Here is a 26,016-nt window from a genome sequence, read left to right on the forward strand (position 1 = left end):
ACGAAGACGGTAATAAGCATGAATCTTCACGAGTATCAGGGTAAGCAGCTGTTCGCTGAGTACGGCCTGCCAGTATCCACCGGCTACGCGGTAGACACCCCGGAAGCGGCAGCAGAAGCTTGCGACAAAATCGGCGGCAGCGAATGGGTTGTCAAAGCCCAGGTTCACGCCGGTGGTCGCGGTAAAGCGGGCGGCGTCAAGCTGGTTCGCAGCAAAGAAGACGCCAAAGCCTTCGCACAGCAGTGGCTGGGCAAGCGTCTGGTGACTTACCAGACTGACGCCAACGGCCAGCCAGTCACCAAGATCCTGGTTGAATCGTGCACTGATATCGCTAAAGAGCTGTACCTGGGCGCTGTCGTTGACCGTTCGAGCCGCCGTATCGTGTTCATGGCTTCCACCGAAGGTGGCGTGGACATCGAGAAAATCGCTCACGATACCCCTGAGAAAATCCTCAAGGCCACCATCGATCCGCTGGTTGGCGCACAGCCATTCCAGGGTCGCGAGCTGGCATTCCAGCTGGGTCTGGAAGGCAAGCAGGTCACTCAGTTCGCCAAGATCTTCGTAGGCCTGGCCAAGCTGTTCCAGGACCACGACCTGGCCCTGCTGGAAGTGAACCCGCTGGTGATCAAGGCCGACGGCGACCTGCACTGCCTCGATGCCAAGATCAACATCGACGCCAACGCCATGTACCGTCAGCCTAAGCTGAAGACTTTCCACGATCCGTCGCAAGACGATCCGCGCGAAGCGCACGCTGCCAAGTTCGAACTGAACTACGTAGCCCTGGAAGGCAACATCGGCTGCATGGTCAACGGTGCCGGCCTGGCCATGGGTACCATGGACATCGTCAACCTGCATGGCGGCAAGCCAGCCAACTTCCTCGACGTGGGCGGCGGTGCTACCAAGGAACGCGTTACCGAAGCGTTCAAGATCATCCTGTCCGACACCAACGTCGCTGCAGTACTGGTCAACATCTTCGGCGGCATCGTTCGCTGCGACATGATTGCCGAAGGCATCATCGGCGCCGTGAAAGAAGTCGGCGTGAAAATCCCGGTTGTTGTTCGCCTTGAAGGCAACAACGCTGAGCTGGGCGCTAAAGTACTGGCAGAAAGCGGTTTGAACATCATCGCTGCTACCAGCCTGACCGACGCTGCTCAACAAGTCGTTAAAGCTGCGGAGGGCAAATAATGAGCGTCCTGATCAACAAAGACACCAAGGTTATCTGCCAGGGCATTACCGGTTCGCAAGGTAGTTTCCACACCCAGCAAGCCCTGGAATACGGCACCAAGATGGTTGGCGGCGTGACTCCGGGCAAAGGCGGCACCGAGCATCTGGGCCTGCCCGTGTTCAACACCGTGAAAGACGCTGTAGCCGCCACTGGCGCTACCGCCAGCGTGATCTACGTTCCGGCTCCTTTCTGCAAGGACTCCATCCTTGAAGCAGCGTTCGGCGGCATCAAGCTGATCGTCTGCATCACCGAAGGCATCCCGACCATCGACATGCTGGAAGCCAAGGTCAAGTGCGACGAGCTGGGTATCACCCTGATCGGCCCTAACTGCCCAGGCGTGATCACTCCAGGCGAATGCAAGATCGGCATCATGCCAGGTCACATTCACTTGCCAGGCAAGGTCGGTATCGTGTCCCGTTCCGGCACCCTGACCTACGAAGCCGTGAAGCAGACCACTGACGCCGGTTTCGGTCAGTCGACTTGCGTCGGCATCGGCGGTGACCCGATCCCAGGCTCGAACTTCATCGACATCCTGAAGCTGTTCCAGGAAGACCCGAAGACCGAAGCGATCGTCATGATCGGTGAGATCGGCGGTTCGGCTGAAGAAGAAGCGGCTGCCTACATCAAGGCCAACGTGACCAAGCCGGTTGTTTCCTACATTGCTGGTGTGACTGCTCCTCCGGGCAAGCGCATGGGCCATGCTGGCGCAATCATCTCTGGCGGCAAAGGCACTGCAGACGAGAAGTTCGCTGCGCTGCAAGACGCAGGCGTAAAAACCGTGCGTTCGCTGGCAGACATCGGCAAGGCCCTGGCCGAGCTGACTGGCTGGGAAATGAAGAAGTAAGCTTCGGCTGACCTTTTCGTTCCAGCAACAAAGGCCACCTCCGGGTGGCCTTTGTCGTTTCTGGCCGACTGTACAGCCGTTTTACTTGGGAAATGTAGGGAGGTCCTTGTGGCGAGGGAGCTTGCTCCCGCTCGGCTGCGCAGCAGTCGTAAACCAGACTGCGCCGTTTACCTGAATAGATCCGGTTGCCTGTATTGGGGCTGCTGCGCAGCCCAGCGGGAGCAAGCTCCCTCGCCACAAAGGCATGAGTGTATTGCATTGTGGGAGCAAGCTTGCTCGCGATGACGGAATTACAGTCGTCAACCATTTAGATGCAAAAACGCGACACGGGAGCGTCGTGCATCGGATAGTTTGCCCCTTTACAGTGCGTTTTATCGCCAAATTCGTTAGGCTAGCAGCCATTTTTGCGATCGCTGCCCAAAAGGAAGCGCCGCGCTAAACGGGTCGGTCCCATACGGATCGGCAGCATTTCCCTCTACCCTCGGGGAAATCCCTCTCTAAATTCCGATTCAGTAGTGTGGTTTCCTTAATGAAAGTGTTGAAAGGCCAGGACATCCTGGCGCTTGGTTTCATGACATTTGCCCTGTTCGTCGGGGCTGGCAACATCATCTTCCCGCCTATCGTCGGTTTGCAGTCCGGGCCCCATGTCTGGATGGCGGCGCTGGGCTTCTTGATCACCGCGGTCGGGCTGCCGGTCATCACGGTCGTTGCATTGGCCAAGGTCGGCGGCGCGATGGATGCCCTGAGCAGCCCCATCGGAAAAATCGCCGGTGGGTTGCTGGCGGCGGTGTGCTACCTGGCTGTCGGCCCGCTGTTCGCCACGCCACGTACCGCCACCGTTTCGTTCGAAGTCGGCTTGGCGCCTCTGACCGGCGAAAGCCCGCTGGCGCTGTTCCTCTACAGCGCGGTGTATTTCCTGCTGGTGTTTTTCATCTCGCTCTACCCGGGCCGCCTGCTGGACACCGTCGGACGTTTCCTTGCTCCCCTGAAGATCATCGCCCTGGCCGTGCTCGGCATCGCTGCGTTTGCCTTGCCGGCCGGCGATATCGGCGTGGCCACGCCCGAATACGTGGCGGCGCCGTTTTCCCAAGGCTTCATCAATGGCTACCTGACCATGGATACCCTGGGCGCCTTGGTGTTCGGCATTGTCATCGTCAATGCGATCCGCTCCCGGGGCGTCGAGTCACCGGCCCTGATCACCCGTTACGCGATCATCGCCGGGCTGATTGCCGGCGTGGGTCTGGCGCTGGTCTACGTCAGCCTGTTCCGCCTGGGTTCGGGCAGCCATGAAGTAGCCGCGGGCGCAACCAATGGCGCCGCCGTGCTGCACGCCTATGTGCAACACACCTTCGGCAGCCTGGGCAGCGGTTTCCTGGCGGTGCTGATTTCCCTGGCGTGCCTGGTGACCGCGGTCGGCCTGACCTGCGCCTGCGCCGAGTACTTCAGCCGCGTGTTGCCGCTGTCCTACAAGACCTTGGTGGTGATCCTGGCGGCCTTTTCGCTGTTGGTGTCCAACCTGGGCCTGACCAAGCTGATCGCGTTCTCGATTCCGGTCCTCACCGCGATCTACCCACCGTGCATCGCCCTGGTGGCCCTGAGCTTCTGCAAGGATTTCTGGCACGAGCAGGGGCGCATCGTTGGCCCGGTGATGCTGGTGTCGTTCCTGTTTGGCCTGATCGATGCGCTCAAGGGCGCGGGGCTGGCGGACTGGATGCCGACGCAGCTGGCTCACTTGCCGCTGAGCGAGCAAGGCCTGGCCTGGCTGGTGCCTTCGGTGATGACCCTGGCGGTCGCGGTGGTGTGTGATCGCCTGCTGGGCAAGCGCAGCGAAGCGTTGGCGTAAGCGACAACAGGCAGATCCACCGGCAAGAACCGAAATGCCCCGTATCAATCGATACGGGGCATTTTTTTTGGGCGGCAGTGTCTTTTTTCGTGGGTAAACGTCGAAGCAGTGTCTTGAAAAACCTGCAGAACCCTGTGGGAGCGGGCTTGCTCGCGAATGCGGTGTACCAGCTACAAATATGCCGTTTGACACACCGCATTCGCGAGCAAGCCCGCTCCCACAGGGGTCCATTGCAAGTTGCCACAGCTTTGTTTTCGTCACAGGAAATCGAATGTCATTCATCCAAGCCAACCTGATCCATCTGCTTGCCGCCGCCTGGTTCATCATCTGCTGGGCGGGCTACACCCGTTATGCCTCCTGGAAGGCCCGCGACACGGCCTGCCTGGCCAGTGTCATGCACCTGTACCGCGAAGACTGGATGCGCCGCATGCTGCTGCGCGAGAACCGCATCGCCGATGCCAGCGTGATCGGCAACCTGGAGCGCAACGCGTCATTCTTCGCTTCCAGCACACTGATCATCCTGGCGGGCATCCTGACGGTGCTTGGGGCCTCGGATCGGGCGGTGTCGTTGCTGGCGGACATCCCCTTGGTGCAACAGGCTTCCCAGGGCATGGCGGAGGTCAAGTTGCTGTGCCTGGCACTGGTGTTCGTGTATGCGTTCTTCACGTTCAGTTGGTGCATGCGCCAATACAACTTCGCGGCGGTGCTGATTGGTTCGGCACCGATGATCGGCGAGCGCCATGTCTCGGAGCAAGAGCGCAAAGCCTTCGCACTAAGGGCGGCGCGGGTGATTTCCATGGCGGCCAACCAATTCAACTTCGGCCTGCGTGCCTATTACTTCGGCATGACCATGTTGGCGTGGTTTGTCAGCCCCTGGTTATTCATGTTGATGAGTGCAGGCGTGGTGTTCGTGTTGTATCAGCGCGAGTTTCACTCCGATGTGCTGGATGTGATGGTCTATACCCCCACCGAAGCACCAGCGCCCGAGGCCGGCAAGGAAGCGGCCTGACAGACGCCGCCTCCAAATCACAGGCAAAAGAAAACCCGCGCCAGGCGGGTTTTCTTTTACTGCTAAAACCGTATCAGTTGGTTTTAGGCGCTTCAGGAGCAGGAGCAGGAGCTTGTTCCTGCTGCGCGGCACTGTTCGATTCAGACTGAGCTTTGGCGGCTTCGGCGTTTTCTTTCGCCGCGTCGTTCACTTTATCCTGTGCTTTGTTCATGTCTTGCTGAGCTTGCTCAGCGTGTTGTTGGGCATCTTGAGCTTTGTCCTCGGATTTTTTATCGCAGGCAGCGAGGCCGAGGGAAGCGGCCAACATCAAGGCAATAGCAAAAGTCTTACGCATGGGGTGTTTCTCCTTATGGAAATAACTACTGGCCTTTTGAGCGCGCCCCTTCAGGTTAAGTTCCTCTTTTGCTACAGATATATAACTTTGCACGCTCGCGGAACTTTAGCGAACACGCCCGTTGCCGGGCCTCTGCACAAACGAGGGCATTGATGGACATGGCTGAAGATCCCATTTTTGAGCGTGCTACACGCTTTTTATCCGCCCTGCGGCATTGCCAGGTGCTGGGCTTGAAGCTGCACAGCGCCAGTCGCGATGGGCTGACGGTCATCCTGCCGTTCAGCCCGCAAATCGTTGGTAATCCCCTGACGGGCATCATCCACGGTGGCGCGTTGACCTCATTGATGGACACCGCGTGCGGCATGTCGACCTTGTGTGTGCTGCCGCAATTCGAAGTCTGTCCCACCCTCGACCTGCGCATCGACTACATGCACGCCGCCGAGCCGCACAAGGACGTCTATGGTTTCGCGCAATGCTATCGGGTGACCCCGGACGTGATCTTCACCCGCGGTTTCGCCTATCAGGACGACCCCGAGCAGCCCATCGCCCACGTGGTGGGCACGTTCATGCGCCTGGGCCAGCATGCCAGGGGCATGGGCAAGGCCAGTCCGATAACCACCGTGGGCCAACCATGACCGATACCACCCAGGAACAACTGCGCCGCGCCTGCGAGCAGGGCGACTATGCGCTGCTACTTGCCTCGATTCCCTATGCCCAACTCATCGGCGTCGACTGCAGGCGCCAGGGCGATGACTTGCTGTTTCGCCTGCCGGCCAACAAGGACAACATTGGTAACCCTTTAATGCCGGCCATCCATGGCGGGGTCATCGCCGGCTTCATGGAACTGGCCGCTGCGGTGCATTTGTTGATCGCCACCGGCACGCCAGGCATACCGAAAATCATCGACTTTTCCCTGGATTACCTGCGCACCGGACAGTTTCGCGACACCTACGCCAAATGCCAGGTCTGGCGCCAGGGGCGACGGGTCGCCAACGTTGCGATCACGGCTTGGCAAGACGTCGAAGCCCAACCCATCGCCACTGCCCGGGCGCATTTCAAGATCCAGGAACCCTCAAAACCTGATCGCCCTTGAAATCATCCGCGTCGCCCCCACCTTGAGGACATCCCGCCGCCAATCTCAGCGAGGCGGACACCACCATCCACTTGGAGTTTGATGACCATGAGCGTGGAAACTCAAAAGGAAACCCTGGGCTTCCAGACCGAGGTGAAGCAACTGCTGCACCTGATGATTCACTCGCTGTATTCGAATAAGGAAATTTTCCTTCGCGAGCTGATTTCGAACGCCTCCGACGCTGTCGACAAATTACGTTTCGAAGCCCTTTCCAAGCCTGAACTGCTGGAAGGCGGCGCTGAGCTGAAAATCCGTGTGAGCTTCGACAAGGACGCCAGAACCGTCACCCTCGAAGACAACGGCATCGGCATGAGCCGCGAAGAGGTGATCACGCACCTGGGCACCATCGCCAAGTCCGGCACCGCCGACTTCATGAAGAACCTGTCCGGCGACCAGAAGAAAGATTCCCACCTGATCGGTCAATTCGGCGTCGGTTTCTATTCGGCGTTCATCGTGGCCGACCAGGTCGAAGTGTTCAGCCGCCGTGCCGGCCTCGCTGCGAGCGAAGGCGTGCACTGGTCCTCCAAGGGCGAGGGCGAGTTCGAAGTCGCCACCGTTGACAAGGCTGATCGCGGTACTCGCATCGTGCTGCACCTCAAGTCCGGCGAAGACGAGTTCGCCGATGGCTGGCGCCTGCGCAATATCATCAAGAAGTACTCCGACCATATCGCGCTGCCCATCGAGCTGCCGAAGGAAGTCACCGCCGCCGAAGGTGAAGAAAAGCCTGAAGTGGAGTGGGAAACCGTCAACCGCGCCAGTGCCCTGTGGACCCGTCCACGCACCGAAGTGAAAGACGAGGAATACCAGGAGTTCTACAAGCACATCGCCCACGACTACGAGAACCCGCTGAGCTGGAGCCATAACAAGGTCGAAGGCAAGCTGGAATACAACTCGCTGCTGTACGTGCCGGCCCGCGCACCGTTCGACCTGTACCAGCGCGAAGCGCCACGGGGCTTGAAGCTGTACGTGCAGCGTGTGTTCGTGATGGACCAGGCCGAATCGTTCCTGCCGCTGTACCTGCGCTTCATCAAGGGCGTGGTGGATTCCAACGATTTGTCGCTGAACGTTTCGCGGGAAATCCTGCAGAAAGATCCGATCATCGATTCCATGAAGTCGGCACTGACCAAGCGCGTGCTGGACATGCTGGAAAAACTGGCGAAGAACGAGCCTGATCAGTACAAGAGCTTCTGGAAGAACTTTGGCCAAGTGATGAAGGAAGGTCCGGCCGAGGACTTCGCCAACAAAGAGAAAATCGCCGGCCTGCTGCGCTTTGCGTCGACCCAGGGTGACGATGGCGAGCAGATTGTTGGCCTGGCCGATTACCTGGCCCGCGCCAAGGAAGGCCAGGACAAGATCTACTACCTGACCGGTGAAACCTATGCGCAGGTCAAGAACAGCCCGCACCTGGAAGTCTTCCGCAAGAAAGGCATCGAAGTGCTGCTGCTGACCGACCGCATCGACGAGTGGCTGATGAGCTACCTCAGCGAGTTCGACGGCAAGAGCTTCGTCGATGTGGCCCGTGGTGACCTAGACCTCGGCAACCTGGATTCGGAAGAAGACAAGAAGGCCGCCGAAGAAGTCGCCAAGAGCAAGGAAGGCCTGGTGGAGCGGATCAAGACCGCCCTGGGCGACGCTGTCAGCGAAGTGCGCGTCTCGCACCGCCTGACCGACTCCCCGGCGATCCTGGCCATCGGTGAGCAGGACCTGGGCCTGCAAATGCGCCAGATCCTCGAAGCCAGCGGCCAGAAAGTCCCGGACTCCAAGCCGATCTTCGAATTCAACCCGGCCCACCCGCTGGTGGAAAAACTCGACAACGAGCAGAGTGAAGAGCGTTTCGGCGATCTGTCGCACATCCTGTTCGACCAGGCGGCCCTGGCGGCCGGCGACAGCCTGAAGGACCCGGCGGCGTATGTGCGTCGCCTGAACAAGCTGTTGGTTGAACTGTCAGCTTAAACAAGTGCAGGAAAAACCCGCTTCGGCGGGTTTTTTCATTTCTGGTGTTCAGTCAAAGAGGAGTCCGTCATGAGTCAGGTTACGGTTCGTTCGCTGGTCTATCAGATCGATGGTCAAAGTTATGAAGGGCGCCTGGCCTTCGACATTAACCAGCAGGGCCCGCGCCCGGGTTTGCTGATGGCGCCGAACTGGATGGGTGTCGGGGCGGGTGCCGAGGACATTGCCAAGTCGGTGGCGGCCAACGGTTATGTGGTGCTGATCGCCGACTTGTATGGGCAAACGGTGCGCCCGACCAATGCCGATGAGGCGGGGGCGGCGATGATGCCCCTCAAGAACGACCGGGCATTGTTGCGCAAGCGCATGCAGGCTGCGTTCGAGCAGTTGCAAAGCCAGGGCGAAGCCGAGGTCGACACGACGAAGCTGGCCACGTTCGGCTTCTGCTTCGGCGGTTGCTGTTCATTGGAACTGGCTCGCACCGGCGCACCGCTCAAGGCCGCGATTTCCTTCCACGGCACCCTGGATACACCGAACCCGGCCGATGCGCAGAACATCAAGGGCGCGGTGCTGGTGATGCATGGCGCTTGCGACCCGCTGGTGCCGAAAGAGCAGCTGCCGGCCTTTGAAGAGGAAATGAATGCCGCCGGGGTGGATTGGCAGTTGCTGAGCTACGGCGGTGCGGTGCACTCGTTCACTGATCCGCAGGCCAATGTGCCGGGCAAGATGATGTACGACGCCAAGGTCGCCGGGCGGGCGTTCCGCTCGATGCATAATTTGTTGGATGAAGTGTTCAAGGGCTGAGGTCGGGGCGGGTACTGAGCATTGTTGGTGTCAGGACTGGCCCCTTCGCGAGCAAGCCCGCTCCCACAGTGGATCTGCGATGCCCACAGTGCTGCGGGCGACTCGGTCCTTGTGGGAGCGGGCTTGCTCGCGAAGGGGCCCAGCCAGACAACCCTGAACTCAGGGCAGCTCGATCCGCTCGCTTTCCCCCGGCACCGTCGGCCAGTCCCCAGCCGCCCAGCGCCGGCGGGCTTCATCGATCCGGGCCGGGTCGCTGGAAACGAAATTCCAGTTCATCCGCCGCGGCCCGTCCAGGGGCGCGCCGCCGAACAGCACGGCATGGCAATCGCTGTCGGCAAACAGTGTCATATCTTCCCCGGCTGGCAATATCACCAGGGAATGGGCTTCTACCGGCTCACCCTCCAATAACGCCTCGCCACTGATCACATACAGGGCCCGTTCTTCATGCTCGGTGGGAATCAGCAAGGTCGTTGCTGTTTGCAGGTTCAACTCGGCGTACAGCGTTGGCGACAGCACCGGTACCGGTGATTCCAGGCAAAAGCCTGCCCCGGCGATCATGCGGATGCTGACCCCCAGGTTCTCACTGACCGGCAGGCTCTGCGCGGGGTGATGGCTGTAGTGCCCCGGGCCCTGTTCGTGGGACTTGGGCGAGGCCAGCCAGACTTGCAACCCGTGCATGGCGAAAGGGCTGCCCAGCAATGACTCCGGGGTGCGCTCGACGTGGGCGATGGCGCTGCCGGCGGTCATCCAACTGACATCGCCAGCGTCCACCACCTGGTCGGAGCCCAGGCTGTCCTTGTGCTGGAGTTTGCCTTCGAACAGGTAGGTGAGGGTGGACAGGCCAATGTGTGGATGCTGGCGGATGTTCATGCCTTTGCCGGCCGGGTAGGTGGTTGGCAGCATGTGATCGAAAAACACGAAAGGCCCGACGCTGCGGCATTTGGCGGACGGCAGCGGGCGAAGGATCGGCTGGCCTTCGACGTCTTCGGCGCGGGGACGAACGGTCAGGAGGGTGGTCATGTTGTCTTCCAGGTTGAACAACGGTTGGCCGAAGCATAACCCGCCGCCGGCAGACACTGCACATGCGCCTTGAACCCAGGCGGGACGGCGAGGGTCTACGCTGTTCATGGCTTCTGGAGACCGCCCGTGCCTTTGACCCGTTTGATCCTTGCCTGGCTGCTGGTCGTTTCGAGCGCCACCGCCATGGCCCGCGAATATGCCTACAGCGATGCGCACCTGCATTACGTCGATTTCTTCCAGGAAAGCGCCGGCATGCCCAAGCTGCTTCAGGCGATGGCGGACAATCGCATTGAGCATGTGATGATTTCCGGCGTGCCGGTGGCCAAGAAATGGCATGAGGACGAGCCCAAGCGTCCGCGTTATTACGCCGGTGATGACGCGGATGCCTATTGGTACAGCGCCACCGATGTGATCGTCGCCGCAGCAGTGAGCAAGCTGACCGACGAACAGCGCCAGCACTTCCATCCGTTCCTGTCGGGCTTCAATCCCAACGACAAGAACTCCGCCGCCCACATCCAGCGCATGCTCGATCTCTATCCGGGGTTGTGGCAGGGCATCGGTGAAGTCTTCACCCGCCATGACGACCTGACGGCGCTGACCTCGGGCGACACGCCACGGGCCAACAACGAAGCCATGACGCGGATCTATCACCTGGCGGCGGAGAACGACCTGCCAGTGATGCTGCATTCCAACATCACGTCCAAGCGTGAGAAAAATCCGCTGTACCTGGCGGAAATCGAGGAGCCGTTGCGCAATCACCCGCATACGCGCTTCATCTGGGCCCATGCAGGCACCAGCATGGAAATCCATCGTCACCAGACCCGCTTGGATTTTCTGCTGCCGACCCTGACCCGCCTGCTCGAGGCCTACCCCAATCTCTACGTCGACCTGTCCTGGAGCGTACTCACGCCGTACTTGCTGGATGAGGTGGGCAAGCCTCGGGTTGAGTGGGTAAAGCTGGTGGAGCGCTTTCCTGAGCGTTTCATGGTGGGGTCGGATGTGGTTGGGCGTTTCAACAAGTTGGGTGAGGAACTGCGCAGCTTCGATCCGTTCCTCGATGCCTTGCCGCAAGACGTGGCGAGGAGAGTGGCGCGGGATAACTTCCTGGCGGTGCTGCCCCGCTCAGTGGCCCGCTAAGCCCGCTTTTGTGGCGAGGGAGCTTGCTCCCGCTGGGCTACGCAGTAGCCCCAAAATCTGGCGACTGCTGCGCAGTCGAGCGGGAGCAAGCTCCCTCGCCACAGGGGCAACCCTATCTCCGGGCCATAGCTGGCCTGGCCAACATCGCTTTGTCATCAGCCTGTCACTCCCGCGTCATACCCTCGCGCTCATCTCAATCAAGGAGCGCACTATGCACATCACCCGTTCAAGCGCACTGGTCGCGCTGTTGTTGACCTGCGGCCTGGCCCAGGCGGAAGTTCGTGTCGAAGGCCCGGTGGAATACGGTGTCTTTGAAGGGCCCCAGGCTGAGTTGCAATCGGGCGAGCGGGTCCTGCGGCGCAGCAACGAGCAGATCCGCCAGACCGAGAGCGTACCGGCGAAGCTGGGCACCAAATTCGGCATGCGCTATCAGTTGGCTGGCAAGGTTGCTGACGACCAGCCGTTGACCCTGTTGTACTTCACTCCCGGTATCCGCACCCCCGATGGCGTGCGCCACGACAAATTCGAGGTCATCCAGAAACTGGTACCTGGCGCGCCTCAGGACGTCATGGCCTACGAGTTCACCGAAAGCCACGAAGTGGTGCCGGGAGAGTGGCGATTCATGGTGTTCCAGGGTGATCGGCTGCTGACACAGCAGCGGTTTGTCGTGCGCTGAATTCCACCCACTGCAGATCTCATGTGGGAGCGGGCTTGCTCGCGAATGCGGAGTGTCAGCTAGCAATGTGCCGTCTGATCCGCCGCATTCGCGAGCAAGCCCGCTCCCACAAGGTATTCAGGCATATCCGTCAGGCAAAAAAACGCCCCGAACCAGTCGGGGCGTTTTTTTGTGTGGCGTAGCAGCGGGGCTTACTTGCCCTGCCAGCGCTTCATCACCAGGGTGGCGTTAGTGCCACCGAAGCCGAAGCTGTTGCTCATCACGGTATTGATGGTGGCGTTCTCGCGAGTCTTGGTCAGGATGGGCAGGTCGGCCACTTCCGGGTCCAGCTCGTCGATGTTGGCCGAACCGGCCATGAAGTTGCCTTCCATCATCAGCATGCAGTAGATCGCTTCGTGAACGCCGGCGGCGCCCAGGGAGTGACCTGACAGGCTCTTGGTGGAGCTGATGGCCGGGGCCTTGTCGCCGAACACTTCGCGCACACCTTTCATTTCCGCGACGTCGCCGACCGGAGTCGAGGTGCCGTGGGTGTTCAGGTAGTCGATCGGTGCATCAACGGTGGACATGGCCATCTGCATGCAACGCACGGCGCCTTCACCGCTTGGTGCGACCATGTCGTAGCCGTCGGAAGTGGCGCCGTAGCCGACGATTTCCGCGTAGATCTTGGCACCACGGGCCAGGGCGTGTTCCAGCTCCTCGACCACCACCATGCCGCCGCCGCCAGCGATGACGAAGCCGTCACGGTCTGCATCGTAGGCGCGGGAAGCCTTGTCCGGGGTGTCGTTGCGCTTGCTGGACAGGGCGCCCATCGCGTCGAACAGGAACGACTGGCTCCAATGTTCTTCTTCGCCGCCACCGGCGAATACGATGTCCTGCTTGCCCATCTGGATCTGCTCGACTGCGGTACCAATGCAGTGGGCACTGGTGGCGCAAGCGGAGGAGATCGAGTAGTTCAGGCCCTTGATCTTGAACGGCGTGGCCAGGCAGGCCGAAACGGTGCTGCCCATGGTCCGCGTGACGCGGTACGGGCCAACGCGCTTGACGCCTTTTTCGCGCAGGATGTCCAGCGCTTCCATCTGGTTCAAGGTGGAGGCGCCGCCGGAGCCGGCGATCAGGCCGGTACGCGGGTTGGAAACCTGCTCTTCGGTCAGGCCGGAGTCAGCGATGGCGTCCTTCATGGCCAGGTAGGCGTAAGCCGCCGCATGGCCGACGAAACGGTAGATCTTGCGATCGATCAGTTCTTCGAGGGGAAGGTCAATGGAGCCGGAAACCTGGCTACGCAGACCCATTTCGGCATATTCCGGGTTGAACCGGATGCCAGGGCGACTTGCACGCAGGTTAGCGGAGACGGTCTCTTTGTCATTGCCCAGGCACGAAACGATGCCCAGACCAGTGATAACGACGCGGCGCATGCGGATAACCCTTAGAAGTTGTCAGTGGAGGTGAAAACGCCGACCCGGAGGCCTTCGGCGGTGTAGATCTCGCGACCGTCCACGGCAACCGAACCATCGGCAATGGCCATGTTCAGCTTGCCCTTGAGGACGCGTTTGATATGAATGTTATAGGTGATTTTCTTGGCGGTCGGCAGGACCTGACCAAAGAACTTCACTTCGCCCGAACCCAGGGCGCGACCGCGACCTGGCAGGCCTTGCCAGCCGAGGAAAAAACCGACCAGTTGCCACATGGCGTCCAGGCCCAGGCAGCCCGGCATTACCGGATCGCCTTCGAAGTGGCAGGCGAAGAACCACAGGTCCGGAGTGATATCCAGCTCGGCGACCAATTCACCTTTGCCGTACTTGCCACCCTCTTCGCTGATATGGGTGATGCGATCCACCATCAGCATGTTCGGGGCGGGCAGTTGCGCGTTACCTGGGCCGAACAGCTCACCGCGACTGCAGCGCAGCAGATCTTCCCGGGTAAAGGCGTTTTGTTTGGTCATGCGAGCTCCTCAATAGTCCCATGCGGCAGGGTGGGGCAAATCTTCCCGGCCGATCGAAGCGTTCATGCCTCGAATCGACAGCCTACTCATAGACTATTGCGTTGTAGTGAAAGTCACAGCACACGGGAAATGAATGTACACCTGTGCACTGAAATTTTTATTCAAGCCCCAATCGAGGCTCGTTCGGGTGCCTAAGACTGCCGCACTTTCGCCTTTCACGCCAGTCACAGATGGTCTGGCGAGCTGTTCTAATTCACCCAGCGCTGCAGAATCTGTTGCAGTTCGTTCCTTTTGAACGGCTTGGCCAGGTAATCGTTCATGCCCGCCGCGAGGCAGGCTTCGCGGTCGCCCTGCAAGGCGTTGGCCGTCAGGGCGATGATCGGCACCTGGTCGCAACCCGGCAACTGGCGGATCTGCCGCGTGGCTTCGTAGCCATCGATGATGGGCAACCGGCAATCCATGAGGATCGCTTCGAAAATCAGGCTCTCGGCGCTGCGTACGGCCTGGGCGCCATCGGTGGCGATGCTGACGGTGAAACCCAGGCTGCGCAGCATGGCTTCGACCACCGTCTGGTTGACCGGATTGTCTTCCACCAGCAACACGTTGCGGCCTTCGCCATCGCCGCTGCCGATAGGCAGGCGCGGCACCAGGGTCGCTGGTGTCTGGCGCGACAGGGCCAGCGGGATCTCGAGAGTGAACACCGAGCCTTGGCCTTCTTCGCTCTGGGCCCGCAGCGTCCCGCCCATGCGTTCGGCCAGGGTGCGGGCGATCGGCAGGCCCAGGCCTGTGCCGCCGTAGCGCCGGGAAATCGAATTGTCGGCCTGCTGGAAGGCATCGAACATGCGCTCCAGGCTCTCGGCGGGGATGCCGATGCCACTGTCGCGCACCGTGCAGGTGAACCACAGCAGTTCGTGGTCCAGGGCCTGCCACTGGCATTGCACGGTGACACGGCCTTGCTCGGTGAATTTCAGCGCGTTGCCGATCAGGTTCACCAGGATCTGCCGGATCCGCGTCGGATCGCCCTGGACCTGCAAGGCCTGCATGTCGTCCGGGACCCGCAGGTCCAGGCCCAGCTTGCGCTGCGCGGCGCTGTGCTGGAAAGACTGCGCGCAACTGCCCACCAGTTCGGCCAGGTTGAACGGGATGTGCTCCAGTTCCAGGGCCGAACGCTCGATGCGCGAGAAGTCGAGGATGTCGTTGATCACCTTCAACAGGTGTTCGGTGGATTCCGAAGCCAGCGCCGTGTACTCGTGCTGCTCGTCGGTCATGCGGGTGGTTTCCAGCAGCTGCAACATGCCCAGTACGCCGTTCATGGGCGTGCGCAGTTCATGGCTCATCATCGCCAGGAACTCGGACTTGGCGCTGTTGGCTTTTTCCGCTTCTTCGCGGGTCTTGATCAGCTGTGCCATGGCCTGCTGCTGTTCGCGGCTGGCTTGTTCCAGGCCGTCGGCCAGGTTGTTGATGTGCCGCGACAAGGCCCCCAGTTCGGTGTCATCGACGATGGGCAGCGGGGTACTGTAGTCGCCTTGCTGGATAGCCTTGACCGCGTTGCCGATGTCGCGGATCGGCCGGGACAGGCTGGTCGCCAGCCGACGTGCCACCAGGAAGGTGAACAGCAGAGCGAACAACGCCAGGATCGCGGCCTTGAACAGGATTTCCTGTTGCCGCTGGCTGAAGGCGTCGCTGGACATGCCGACGATCACGCGGCCCAGGTAATCTTCGCCGGACGCCTCCATGGCGGTGCTGTTGCCCTGCAGGAAATCATTGTTCAGGGCAATGCGCTGCAGGCGCACCGGGGCCTGGAAGACGTCGATCTGCTGGGCACGGCTGTGGACCTGCTCGGGTTGTTCGACATACACCAGGACCTTGTCGGCGCTGTCCTGGACTTCCAGGAAGCGCACGTGTGGGGTCGCCAGGGTTGCGGTGAGCAGGCTTTCAAGCACCTCTTTGTTGCCGGAAATCACGCCGTATTCCGTGGCGGGGGCCAGTTGGTTGGCGATCAGTTGCCCGGTGTGATTGAGCTCCTGGCGCAAGTCCTGGATCCGCACGAAGGTAAAGAAAGTGATCAGCAGCAAGGTCAGCAGCAACGCCGGGCCGAGGGCGATGAGCTGGGTGCGGGTGTTGATGTCCCAACGGCGACGCAAGGTCATGGGCGGTGTTCTCCTTCGGCCAACGTTGCCGCGACGGATTCGGCGTCAATCGGTTCGATCCCCAGCGAGCGGGAGACCTGCCGGTTGCCCAGGACTTTGAAGCGGTCCGGATACAGCGTGCGCGGCCAGGTCGTGGCGGGGCGGTCAAGCAGCTCGTCGAGGATCGCCAGCCAGTCTTGTTGGTCGCTGTAGGTGCTGGCCAGGCTGCCGGCCTTGACGAATGCGGCGCTGGGCCCGATCAGCGCGCGTTGCCGGGCATAGCTGCTGAGCAACAGGTTCTTCACGGTCTTGGGGTTGTACAAGTCGGGGTCATCCAGGCCCAGCAGCACATCGCTTTGGCCCAGCAGGTTTTGCAGGGGACGGCTGTCGCTGGTGTCGTCCCAACGTTCGCTGACGATGACCAGGCCCAGCGGTGCCGCGGCCTGTCGGAGGTCCTTGAGCAGGAATTCGCTGTGGGCGTCGTAAAGCACCCCGACCCGTCGCACTTGCGGCAGGATGGTGCGGATCAGCCGCAATTGGCGCGCCATCGGTGGATCGCTCCACAGCAGGCTCAGGTGCGCGGGCGTGGCGTCGCCCAGGCGGTCGCGGGCTTGCTGGCGGCTGATGCGCAGGACCAGGGTGGCCGGGCCCCGCGCGTCTTGCAGGCGCCACTCCAGGCTGGGCAAGTCAAGCAGGATCAGGCGCACAGTGTCCGGCAGCTTGTCCGGCGTCGGCAGGTTGACCAGTGGCGTAAAACGTACGCTGTCTTCGGGGCGCAGGGTTTTCAGGGCCTGGGTGAAAGACTGTACGCCGGGGCTGTCCTCGGCGCCGGTCAACAGTATCTCGGCGGCCCGGGCCTGGAGGGTTGCCAGCCAGCCGGCAAACACCAGGCACAGGGCCAGCGTCAGGCGGCCATGAAATGGCGTCTTGCGGGGGCGGCGCCGGGACATCTAGAACGATAGCTCCGCGCTGAAGTACACCACATGGCGGGAGTCGTAGCGGTTGTCGACGAAGGTCATGGGCTGGTTGTCCAGGCGCTGTTGCAGCACGCCCGCCAGTTCCAGGCTGGCCTTGCCCAGGGGAATGCGCCGGGCGACGCGGGTGTCGACCCGTTCGAAGCGATAACCGTTGAGGTCGTCGGCGGCGTAGTAGAACAGCGCACTGTTCCAGCCTTGGCCCCAATCCCGTAGCCAGCCGGCCGAACCGCTGTTGCGGGCGGTCAGTTGTTCGTCGAGGGGGTTGCTGGCCTGGGCGTCGACATAGGCATAGGTCAGGCGCAGACGGTCGGCGCTGGTCATGCGCCAGTCGAACTGGGTCTCGACCCCGGAGAACTGCGATTCATTGGCATTGCTGGCGATGTACTGATTGTTGCGCAGCGGCTCGCTGATCATGCCGGTGATTTCGTCATGGAACAGCTTCACGTCGACCGCCAGTCCCACGTCCACGAAATAACCGTTGTAGCCCAGTTCCCGAGAGCGCATGTGCTCTTGCTCCAGGTTGCCCGGGCCGCGGGTCCGGACGAAATAACGGGCACTGTTCTGGCCGAAGGCGGCAGGCTGCAGGTTGGTGACCTGGTAGCTCCAGTTGACGTTGTTCTCGAACATGTCCGGCGAGCGCACGGCTTCGGAGTACACCGCCCGCAGGCCGTGGCGCGGCGTGATCAGGTAGTTGACCGCAACCCGTGGGGTCAGCGAGCTGCCGGTCAGGCGGGTGTCCTCGAACATCGCGCCACCCTGCAACAGCCAATGCTCGGTAGCCCGCCATTCGAGCTGGCCGAACAGGCGCCAGGTGGTGTCGTCCAGGGTGCCGTTGAAGTACGTCTCCGAGTCGGCCCGGTCGTAGCGATAATTGGCGCCGGTGACCAGTCGCAGGCTGTCGGACAGGCTCAGGGTGTCCTGGATCTCCAGGTCGTAGCGCGATTCCCGGGCGCTCTGGTCGATATCGCCGCACAGGGTCCGCGAGGCGCCGTTGCGCCACTGGTCGAGCACCTGGTTGGCCAACGCCTGTTCCTGTGGCGTGCCGGGTGGCGCGCCGATGCTGGTATAGCTGGGGATATTGCGCGCCAGCTTCTCGGCATAGTTGGGGTTGAGCTGCCACAGGTCGGTCAGTTGCGGGCTGAAAGACACCTCGGCGTCACAGGCGCGCCAGGTCTGTTGGCGATCCCAGTGCTGGATCGAGCCTTGTACATAAAGGCTGTGGTTGGGGTCCAGGTCCAGGTTCCAGCGCAGTGAGCCGGCATAGTCCTTGGCGATGACGTCGGAATTATCCCCAGCGGCGGTAATCCCGGCAAACACGGGATGGTAGGTATAAGGTCGCTGGTTGGTCCCGTCCTTGGCGTTCAATTGCCAGTCGATGCTCTGCCGCTCGTCCAGGGTCTGGCTGACCGACAGATTGAAGCGATTCAGGCGGCGGCTGTCGCGGTAGTCGGCACCGTTGCGGTCGCTGTCAAAACCATCGTCCTCCTGGCCGGACAGCGACAACCGCAGGTCGCCGCCTTCCCAGCCGGTGCCCTGGCTGGCGTACCAGTCACTGATGCCACGCTGGCCCCGGGTGATTTTCAACCGGGTGCCATGGCTGTCGGCCGGGGCGCGGGTGATGATGTTGACCACCGCCATCAGCGCGTTGGCGCCATAGCTGACGGTGTTGGGGCCGCGGAAGACTTCGATCCGCTCGATGTCTTCCATGGCTACCGGAATATCGCTCCAGTCCACCGTGGCCAGGCCGGCGCGGTACACCGAGCGGCCGTCGATCAGCACTTGCATGCGCCGCGCTTCGCTGGCGTTGGTGCCGTGGTAGTTCACGGCGGCCTGGTTGCCGGTGATGTTGCCGACCATCATGCCCGGTACCAGGCGCAGCAATTCGCTGATGTCCCGGGCGCCGCTGGCCTTGATCAGCTCGCTGTCGAGCACGGTCATGCTGCCTGGCACCGCCGCCGGCGATTGCTTCAGGCGCGTGGCGGTGAGTACCTGGGGCAGGGGCTGGCTGTCCACGAACAAGTCGTCGGCCAGCACTGGCGGGCTGATGATCAGCGCCAAGAGCAGGGACGAACCTGAACGGGAAGGGCCAACGGACACGGCACAGCCTATGAGAATGGACGGATGACGGGCATGTTAACTGAGCTGAACGACTTTTCCATTCACGTTGACAGCATTTTCCTAGGAATTGGTGGTCAGCTTCCTACAGCTGGCGGTAATTGTTGCCGGGGCTGGTCGCCATCCGGCCGCTCCGTATAATGCCCCGCATTGCCACTTGGTATGGATGAACGGATTGCATATGACTGAACAGCGCCCGATTGCGGTCCTGGGGGGCGGGAGTTTCGGTACCGCCGTGGCTAACCTGCTGGCCGAGAATGGCCACCCGGTGCGCCAGTGGATGCGTGACCCGGAACAGGCCGAGGCCATCCGGGTCAACCGCGAGAACCCACGTTACCTCAAGGGCATCAAGATCCGCCCGGAAGTGGTGCCGGTGACTGACTTGCAGGCCACCCTGGAGGGTAGCGACCTGTTCTTCGTCGCCTTGCCGTCCAGCGCCTTGCGTTCGGTGTTGGCACCCCATGCCGAGCGCCTGAGCGGCAAACTGTTGGTGAGCCTGACCAAGGGCATCGAAGCCCAGACCTTCAAGCTGATGAGCGAAATTCTCGAAGAAATCGCCCCCAAGGCGCGGATCGGTGTGATTTCCGGTCCGAACCTGGCGCGGGAAATCGCCGAGCACGCGCTGACCGCCACGGTGGTCGCCAGTGAGGATGAGCAATTGTGCCAACAGGTCCAGGCCGCACTCCATGGCCGCACCTTTCGGGTCTACGCCAGTGCTGACCGTTTTGGAGTGGAGTTGGGCGGTGCACTGAAGAACGTCTATGCCATCATCGCCGGCATGGCGGTGGCGCTGGACATGGGCGAGAACACCAAGAGCATGCTGATCACCCGCGCGCTGGCGGAAATGACCCGCTTCGCCGTCAGCCAAGGCGCCAACCCGATGACCTTCCTGGGATTGGCCGGGGTGGGCGACCTGATCGTCACCTGTTCCTCGCCCAAGAGTCGCAACTATCAGGTCGGCTTTGCCCTCGGCCAAGGCTTGAGCCTTGATGAGGCTGTGTCGCGCCTGGGTGAAGTGGCCGAAGGGGTCAATACCCTCAAGGTGCTCAAGGCCAAGTCCCAGGAGGCGGGGGTGTACATGCCGCTGGTCGCCGGGCTGCACGCGATCCTGTTTGAAGGGCGCACGCTGGAACAGGTGATCGAGCTGTTGATGCGTGGTGAACCGAAGACCGACGTTGATTTCATTTCCACCAGCGGTTTCAACTGAACCGCTATTGAAGCAAGCAGGAGCGAGCCATGAACGATCCGCAAGGGCAACCCCAATACGAATCCATCCTGCTGCGTGTGCTGTGGATGGTGGTTTACCTGCTGGTCTGGCAGGTGGCGCAATTCATCCTCGGCGCCGTGGTGCTGGTGCAATTGATCTATAGGCTGATCTACGGCGCGCCCAGCGCGAGCCTGATGAATTTCGGTGACAGCCTGAGCCAGTTCCTGGCGCAGATCGGCCGTTTCGGCACCTTCCACAGCGACCAGAAGCCCTGGCCGTTCGCGGACTGGCCGACCCCACGCACGCCGGAAGGTGAAGCGCCTCACGCCGTGGCGCCGGCGCCGCATCCGGTCCGGGACGAGGAGCCGAAGCTATGAAACTGTGGGTATTACGTCACGGAGAGGCAGAGCCCCATGGTGTGCGTCCCGATCCAGAGCGGGTCTTGACGGTGCATGGTCGCAAGGAAGTGTTGCTCAGTGCCGAACGGTTGATGGGGGAGCCATTGCGGGCCATCTATGCCAGCCCTTATGTGCGCGCCCAGCAGACCGCGCAACTGGTGCGCGAAGCACTGGGTTTCGAACCTGAACTGATCACCGTCGATTGGCTCACGCCGGAGACCCGGCCGGCCGATGTGTTGCGGCATCTGAAGGATCAGGACGATGTGCTGCTGGTCAGTCATAACCCTTTGGTGGGCAGCTTGCTGGGCTTCCTGCAGCACGGCCACCTGAAACAGCCCGAGCAAGTGCAAACGGCTGGGCTGGCCGAGCTGGAAGGCGATATGCCGCTGGCCGGGGCGATGAGCCTCAAGCGCCGTAATACCTGATCCATTCCAGCGTCTGCATCGCGGGCAAGCCTTGCTCCCACAGTGCTGTGCAGGATTGAATGTAATAAAAACCAGAAAGGAAGGGCAGCGATGAGTCTGTGGCGCACCACCCCCAACATCGAGCAACTGAACGCCGCCGGTAAAAACACCATCAGCGAAGTGCTGGATATCCGTTTCGAGTCGTTCGACGACGAGTCCCTGACCGCCAGCATGGTGGTCGATCAGCGTACCCACCAGCCGTTCGGCCTGTTGCATGGCGGTGCTTCGGTGGTCCTGGCCGAAACGGTCGGGTCCATGGCCGCCTACCTGTGTGTGGATGCCAGCAAGTTCTATTGCGTCGGCCTGGAGATCAATGCCAACCACCTGCGCGGTGTGCGCAGCGGACGGGTAACGGCCACGGCCCGGATGGTTCACCTGGGCCGTACCACCCAGGTCTGGGACATTCGCCTGGTCAATGACGAGGGCAAGCTCAATTGCGTGTCGCGCCTGACCATGGCCGTGGTGCCGCTGGGTGAGCAACCACCGGCGCGTTGAACCCCTTATGGCGGGTGAAACGCCCTTGTGGCGAGGGAGCTTGCTCCCGCTGGACTGCGCAGCAGGCCCAAGACCAGGCGCTGCGGTTTGTCAGGCGGAGGGTTTGGGGGCCGCTTCGCGGCCCAGCGGGAGCAAGCTCCCTCGCCACAAGTTTCATCGCTCATACAACCCCATAGCCCAAGCCCGACTGTCATCATTCCTGTCAGTTACGGTCATTGCCGCGCCGTCGGGTTCTGCGGACAATCTGCCGCAGTTCCCCAATGGATCGGCTGTCATGTCGCAACAGATTTTTTTCGCCCACGCCAATGGGTTTCCCTCGGCCACCTACGGCAAGTTGTTCGCCGCGCTGGCGCCGCAGTACCAGGTCGCGCATTTGGAATTGCACGGCCATGACCCGCGCTTTCCGGTCGACGACAACTGGCACAACCTGGTGGACGAACTGATCCATCACCTGGAACAGCAGCCGGCGCCAGTGTGGGGCGTCGGCCACTCCCTGGGCGGCGTGCTGCACCTGCACGCGGCGTTGCGCTGCCCTGAGCTGTATCGCGGCGTGGTCATGCTCGATTCGCCAGTGCTGACTCGTACCGACCAGTGGGTCATCCTGGCGGCCAAGCGCCTGGGGTTTATTGATCGCCTGACCCCGGCCGGCCGGACCCTGGGGCGGCGCGAGGAGTTTGCCGACCTGGCGTCGGCCCGGCAGTATTTTGCCGGCAAGACACTGTTTCGCGGTTTTGACCCGGATTGCTTCGACGCCTACCTGCAACACGGCCTGCAACAAGTCGGCGACCGGCTGCGGCTGCGCTTCGACCCGGCCACGGAAATCAGCATTTACCGCGGCGTGCCGCACACCAGCCCGGGTCGGCCCCGTAAGCTCAAGGTGCCATTGGCCGTGGTGCGCGGCCGGCAGAGTCGCGTGGTGATGCGCCATCACACCCGTTCGGTGGGACGCATGCTCCATGGCGAATCCCTGAGCATGCCCGGCGGTCACATGTTCCCCCTCGAGCGTCCTCAAGACACGGCGAACCTGCTCAAGAACCTCTTCCAGCGTTGGGAAGGGCGCAGCGCATGAGTGTGGTCGAAGAGGTCCGCCTGAGCCTGCCTCACATCGAACTGGCGGCTCACTTGTTCGGCCCGGAAGACGGGCTGCCGGTGATTGCCCTGCACGGTTGGCTGGACAACGCCAACAGCTTCGCCCGCCTGGCGCCCAGGCTCGAAGGGCTGCGGGTGATCGCCCTGGACATGGCCGGCCACGGTCATTCCGGGCACCGGCCGCCGGGTGCCGGCTATGCCTTGTGGGACTACGCCCAGGATGTGCTGCAAGTGGCCGAACAACTGGGCTTGAGGCGCTTCGCCCTGTTGGGGCATTCCATGGGCGCCATCGTGTCGCTGGTGCTGGCCGGTTCCCTGCCGGAACGGGTGACGCACCTGGGGTTGATCGACGGGGTGATTCCTCCGACCGCCAAAGGTGATAACGCGGCCGAACGCATGGGCATGGCCCTGCAAGCCCAGTTGGATTTGCAGCAAAAACGCAAGCCGGTCTACAAAACCCTCGACCGAGCCATCGAAGCGCGCATGAAGGGGCTGGTGGCGGTCAGCCGTGAGGCTGCCGAGTTGCTGGCCCAGCGCGGCCTGATGCCGGTGCCGGGGGGGTACACCTGGCGCACCGACAACCGCCTGACCCTGCCATCGCCCCTGCGCCTGACCGAAGAGCAGGCCATGGCGTTCGTTGCCCGGGTCGCTTGTCCGGCGCATCTGGTGGTGGCGGCCGACGGCATGCTTGGCCAACACCCGGAGCTGCTGGAGCGTCTACCCTTCAGTCATGAGCAGTTGCCCGGCGGCCATCATTTGCACCTGAACGACGAGGTCGGTGCCGGGCTTGTAGCAGACTGTTTCAATCGGTTCTTCACCGTTCCTTGACTTGCGCCGGGCAACTGTCGAGGCTGGGCGGGTTGAAAAGGAGACAACCATGACAGACCTCTGTTTGCCAGCTTCGCAGTGCATCGACGACGCCCGTTGCGTTCAAGCGTCCCAGGCCAAGCCGATCCGATGAAATTATCCGTTCACTCACTCGTCCTGCTGGCGCTGGCCTGCCTCAGCCCGGCGTCGTTCGCCGTCGATGTGCCGGGCAGTCGCGACCTGGAACGCGTGCCGCGCATGCCCGATGCCCAAATCGTCGATTACCGGCAAGGCAGCGATCTGGAACGCGTCTACCCCATGGGCTCGATCCGCAAGATCAGCGGCCAGTTGCGCTTTGACGGCCAGGTCGATGCCCGTGGGAATGTCACGTCGGTCACCTACGAACTGCCGCCGGAACATTCCGCCACCCAAGCCTTTACCGCGGCTCGCGAAGCGTTGCAGAAACAGGGTGCCGAGCTGTTGTTCTGGTGCCAGGCCCGCGATTGCGGCGAAAGCAGCCTGTGGGCCAACGACGTCTTCGGCAATGCCAAGCTCTATGGCGCCGACAACGGCCAGGCCTTCCTGCTGCTGCGCCTGGCGCCGCCGGCGGACAACACGCTGATCGCGCTTTATTCCATCACCCGCGGCAATCGCAAGGCCTACCTGCATGTCGAGCAGTTCGAGGCGAACGCAGCGCTGGGAGACTTGCTGCCAACATCGGCCACGCTGTTGCGCCAGCTCAAGGACACCGGTGTCCTGGACTTGCCGCGTCTTGCCGGTGAGCCGGACGACACCTGGTTGCGCCTGTTGTCCCGGGCGCTGAACCTGGACACGGGCCTGCGGGTCGGTATCGCCGGTCCCCGGGCCGAGGACTGGCGTGAGGCACTGGCGGGCCAGGGCGTCCGGGCGGCGCGCATGGAGGCCGCCAGCGGCGAAGCGACGGGATTGCGCCTGGAACTGCTGCGCTAAGCTGTCGGGGCAGCGGGTTTCACGCCGCTGTCTCGGTCCTGTTCATTTTTTCGAGACCCTACATGCTCAATAACGATCGGCTGTTGGTGCAGATCCTGCTCCTGGTGTTGTTCGGCGCAAGCCTCTGGGTCATGGCGCCGTTCTGGTCGGCGCTGTTCTGGGGCGCGGTGCTGGCGTTCGCCAGTTGGCCGTTGATGCGCCTGCTGACCCGCTGGGTCAATGGCCGCGAATCCCTGGCGGCGGCGTTGCTGACGGTGGGCTGGATGCTCTTGGTAGCGGTGCCGCTGGTGTGGCTGGGTTTCAACCTGGCCGACCATGTGCGCGATGCCACTGTGTTCATCAAGGACGTACAAGTCGATGGCTTGCCGGAAGCGCCCGACTGGCTGGCCGGCGTGCCGTTGGTGGGCGGGCGGCTGGTTGGCATCTGGAACAGCATCGACCAGCAGGGCGCGGCCATGATGGTGTCCATCAGGCCGTACCTGGGACAAGTCGGTAACTGGCTGCTGGCGCGCAGTGCGCAGATTGGCGGCGGCATACTCGAGCTGACCCTGAGCATCGTGTTCGTGTTCTTTTTCTATCGCGATGGCCCACGTCTGGCGGTGTTCGTCCATGGGCTGCTGGAACGTCTGATCGGCGACCGTGCCGGTTACTACATCGAATTGGTGGCCGGTACGGTGCAACGGGTGGTCAACGGCGTGATCGGCACCGCGGCGGCCCAGGCCGTGCTGGCGCTGATCGGCTTCCTGATCGCCGGGGTGCCGGGAGCACTGGTGCTGGGGATCGTCACGTTCCTGCTGAGCCTGATTCCCATGGGCCCACCCCTGGTCTGGATCCCCGCCACGGCGTGGCTGGCGTGGAAGGGCGAATACGGGATGGCGGTGTTCCTCGGCATCTGGGGCACGTTCATCATCAGCGGCGTGGACAACGTGCTCAAACCCTACCTGATCAGCCGTGGCGGCAACTTGCCCTTGGTCATTGTGTTGCTGGGGGTGTTTGGCGGGTTGATCGCCTTCGGTTTCATCGGCCTGTTCATCGGCCCGACCCTGCTGGCGGTGGCGTACAGCCTGTTGACGGACTGGAGCAAAAGCCAGGCGCGGTAGGTTGAGTGGCGAGTACCTTGTGGCGAGGGAGCTTGCTCCCGCTGGGTTGCGAAGCGACCCCAAACCAATACCTCGGTCAGCCTGATACTCCGCAGTGCCTGGTTTCAGGGCTGCTGCGCAGCCCAGCGGGAGCAAGCTCCCTCGCCACAGGGTGATCGCCGACCCATCAGGCTCCACAAAGCCTCCAGATCAATGCTGGCCCATCAGGCTCCACAAGCCTCCAGATCAATGCTGGCCCAGGCTCCACAAAGCCTTCAGATCAACGCCGCCCCTGTGGGAGCGAGCTTGCTCGCGATAGCGGTATGTCAGTCAATGTCGATGTTGGCTGACGGGGCCTCATCGCGAGCAAGCTCGCT

The 26,016-nt window shown here is 62.0% G+C and carries 25 protein-coding genes; 18 read left to right on the plus strand and 7 right to left on the minus strand.

Features of this window, described 5'->3' with window-relative positions; all coding sequences use genetic code 11:
- Positions 1-18 precede the first annotated feature (18 nt).
- The 4 genes from sucC (at position 19) to M1D99_RS08605 (ending at position 4,921) form a co-directional block, all read left to right on the plus strand.
- On the plus strand, positions 19-1,185 hold the full coding sequence (gene sucC / locus M1D99_RS08590; RefSeq protein ID WP_003179235.1) for an ADP-forming succinate--CoA ligase subunit beta: 1,167 nt from the start codon (positions 19-21) through the stop codon (positions 1,183-1,185).
- Complete coding sequence (sucD, locus tag M1D99_RS08595; protein ID WP_014339581.1) at positions 1,185-2,069, plus strand: succinate--CoA ligase subunit alpha; 885 nt, start codon at positions 1,185-1,187, stop codon at positions 2,067-2,069. Before sucC ends, sucD begins: the two co-directional genes overlap by 1 nt.
- Positions 2,070-2,598: 529 nt before the next feature.
- Positions 2,599-3,912, plus strand: coding sequence for a branched-chain amino acid transport system II carrier protein (brnQ, locus tag M1D99_RS08600; RefSeq protein ID WP_053123957.1), 1,314 nt, complete (start codon positions 2,599-2,601; stop codon positions 3,910-3,912).
- A gap of 271 nt (positions 3,913-4,183) precedes the next feature.
- Complete coding sequence (locus M1D99_RS08605; protein ID WP_186708136.1) at positions 4,184-4,921, plus strand: DUF599 domain-containing protein; 738 nt, start codon at positions 4,184-4,186, stop codon at positions 4,919-4,921.
- A 73-nt stretch (positions 4,922-4,994) separates the two neighbouring features.
- Here the strand turns inward: M1D99_RS08605 and M1D99_RS08610 are convergent, their stop codons facing one another.
- Complete coding sequence (locus tag M1D99_RS08610; RefSeq protein WP_186708134.1) at positions 4,995-5,255, minus strand: hypothetical protein; 261 nt, start codon at positions 5,253-5,255, stop codon at positions 4,995-4,997.
- Positions 5,256-5,413: 158 nt separating this feature from the next.
- Between M1D99_RS08610 and M1D99_RS08615 the strand changes: the two genes are divergently transcribed.
- The 4 genes from M1D99_RS08615 (at position 5,414) to M1D99_RS08630 (ending at position 9,138) form a co-directional block, all read left to right on the plus strand.
- Entirely contained in the window at positions 5,414-5,890 is a 477-nt protein-coding gene (locus tag M1D99_RS08615; RefSeq protein ID WP_434574679.1) for a PaaI family thioesterase, read from the plus strand.
- Positions 5,887-6,348, plus strand: coding sequence for a PaaI family thioesterase (locus M1D99_RS08620; protein ID WP_458131645.1), 462 nt, complete (start codon positions 5,887-5,889; stop codon positions 6,346-6,348). Before M1D99_RS08615 ends, M1D99_RS08620 begins: the two co-directional genes overlap by 4 nt.
- An 87-nt stretch (positions 6,349-6,435) precedes the next feature.
- Positions 6,436-8,340, plus strand: coding sequence for a molecular chaperone HtpG (gene htpG / locus M1D99_RS08625; RefSeq protein WP_434574683.1), 1,905 nt, complete (start codon positions 6,436-6,438; stop codon positions 8,338-8,340).
- A 69-nt stretch (positions 8,341-8,409) separates the two neighbouring features.
- Positions 8,410-9,138 (plus strand): dienelactone hydrolase family protein, encoded by a 729-nt coding sequence (locus tag M1D99_RS08630; RefSeq protein ID WP_186708128.1) that lies wholly within the window; start codon positions 8,410-8,412, stop codon positions 9,136-9,138.
- A gap of 159 nt (positions 9,139-9,297) precedes the next feature.
- Here M1D99_RS08630 and M1D99_RS08635 read toward each other — a convergent pair whose 3' ends face one another.
- Positions 9,298-10,158 (minus strand): pirin family protein, encoded by an 861-nt coding sequence (locus M1D99_RS08635; protein ID WP_458132118.1) that lies wholly within the window; start codon positions 10,156-10,158, stop codon positions 9,298-9,300.
- A 183-nt stretch (positions 10,159-10,341) separates the two neighbouring features.
- Between M1D99_RS08635 and M1D99_RS08640 the strand changes: the two genes are divergently transcribed.
- Positions 10,342-11,295: an amidohydrolase family protein gene (locus M1D99_RS08640; protein WP_458132119.1), complete on the plus strand. Its 954-nt coding sequence runs from the start codon at positions 10,342-10,344 to the stop codon at positions 11,293-11,295.
- A gap of 211 nt (positions 11,296-11,506) precedes the next feature.
- Complete coding sequence (locus M1D99_RS08645; protein ID WP_458131646.1) at positions 11,507-11,971, plus strand: DUF3859 domain-containing protein; 465 nt, start codon at positions 11,507-11,509, stop codon at positions 11,969-11,971.
- 191 nt (positions 11,972-12,162) lie between these two features.
- Here M1D99_RS08645 and fabB read toward each other — a convergent pair whose 3' ends face one another.
- The 5 genes from fabB to M1D99_RS08670 form a co-directional block, all read right to left on the minus strand.
- Positions 12,163-13,383 (minus strand): beta-ketoacyl-ACP synthase I, encoded by a 1,221-nt coding sequence (gene fabB / locus M1D99_RS08650; protein ID WP_434574686.1) that lies wholly within the window; start codon positions 13,381-13,383, stop codon positions 12,163-12,165.
- Between the two features lie 11 nt (positions 13,384-13,394).
- A complete protein-coding gene (gene fabA, locus M1D99_RS08655) occupies positions 13,395-13,910 on the minus strand; it encodes a 3-hydroxyacyl-[acyl-carrier-protein] dehydratase FabA (RefSeq protein ID WP_003204400.1) in 516 nt (171 codons plus the stop codon).
- Between the two features lie 248 nt (positions 13,911-14,158).
- Positions 14,159-16,060 (minus strand): ATP-binding protein, encoded by a 1,902-nt coding sequence (locus M1D99_RS08660; RefSeq protein ID WP_434574688.1) that lies wholly within the window; start codon positions 16,058-16,060, stop codon positions 14,159-14,161.
- Positions 16,057-16,989, minus strand: a complete 933-nt coding sequence (locus tag M1D99_RS08665) for an ABC transporter substrate-binding protein (protein ID WP_434574689.1) — start codon at positions 16,987-16,989, stop codon at positions 16,057-16,059. The genes M1D99_RS08660 and M1D99_RS08665 overlap by 4 nt, the downstream gene beginning before the upstream one ends.
- The gene (locus tag M1D99_RS08670) at positions 16,990-19,113 is read right to left on the minus strand and encodes a TonB-dependent receptor plug domain-containing protein (protein ID WP_458131647.1); all 2,124 of its coding nucleotides are present in this window, start codon (positions 19,111-19,113) and stop codon (positions 16,990-16,992) included.
- A gap of 199 nt (positions 19,114-19,312) precedes the next feature.
- Between M1D99_RS08670 and M1D99_RS08675 the strand changes: the two genes are divergently transcribed.
- The 8 genes from M1D99_RS08675 (at position 19,313) to M1D99_RS08710 (ending at position 25,660) form a co-directional block, all read left to right on the plus strand.
- Positions 19,313-20,338 carry an NAD(P)H-dependent glycerol-3-phosphate dehydrogenase gene (locus M1D99_RS08675; RefSeq protein ID WP_186708114.1) on the plus strand — a complete coding sequence of 342 codons (1,026 nt, stop codon included), beginning with the start codon at positions 19,313-19,315 and terminating at the stop codon, positions 20,336-20,338.
- Between the two features lie 29 nt (positions 20,339-20,367).
- Positions 20,368-20,715: a DUF4389 domain-containing protein gene (locus M1D99_RS08680; protein ID WP_053123936.1), complete on the plus strand. Its 348-nt coding sequence runs from the start codon at positions 20,368-20,370 to the stop codon at positions 20,713-20,715.
- Positions 20,712-21,161 carry a phosphohistidine phosphatase SixA gene (sixA, locus tag M1D99_RS08685; RefSeq protein ID WP_458131648.1) on the plus strand — a complete coding sequence of 150 codons (450 nt, stop codon included), beginning with the start codon at positions 20,712-20,714 and terminating at the stop codon, positions 21,159-21,161. Before M1D99_RS08680 ends, sixA begins: the two co-directional genes overlap by 4 nt.
- 90 nt (positions 21,162-21,251) lie before the next feature.
- A complete protein-coding gene (locus M1D99_RS08690) occupies positions 21,252-21,695 on the plus strand; it encodes a hotdog fold thioesterase (RefSeq protein WP_186708110.1) in 444 nt (147 codons plus the stop codon).
- Positions 21,696-21,969: 274 nt separating this feature from the next.
- On the plus strand, positions 21,970-22,764 hold the full coding sequence (locus tag M1D99_RS08695; protein ID WP_057451981.1) for an alpha/beta fold hydrolase: 795 nt from the start codon (positions 21,970-21,972) through the stop codon (positions 22,762-22,764).
- Positions 22,761-23,612, plus strand: coding sequence for an alpha/beta hydrolase (locus tag M1D99_RS08700; RefSeq protein WP_458131649.1), 852 nt, complete (start codon positions 22,761-22,763; stop codon positions 23,610-23,612). The genes M1D99_RS08695 and M1D99_RS08700 overlap by 4 nt, the downstream gene beginning before the upstream one ends.
- A 129-nt stretch (positions 23,613-23,741) precedes the next feature.
- On the plus strand, positions 23,742-24,560 hold the full coding sequence (locus M1D99_RS08705) for a DUF4892 domain-containing protein (protein ID WP_186708106.1): 819 nt from the start codon (positions 23,742-23,744) through the stop codon (positions 24,558-24,560).
- 62 nt (positions 24,561-24,622) lie between these two features.
- Entirely contained in the window at positions 24,623-25,660 is a 1,038-nt protein-coding gene (locus M1D99_RS08710; protein ID WP_458131650.1) for an AI-2E family transporter, read from the plus strand.
- Positions 25,661-26,016 lie beyond the last annotated feature (356 nt).

It is taken from the genome of Pseudomonas sp. R3-41 (assembly GCF_054161485.1).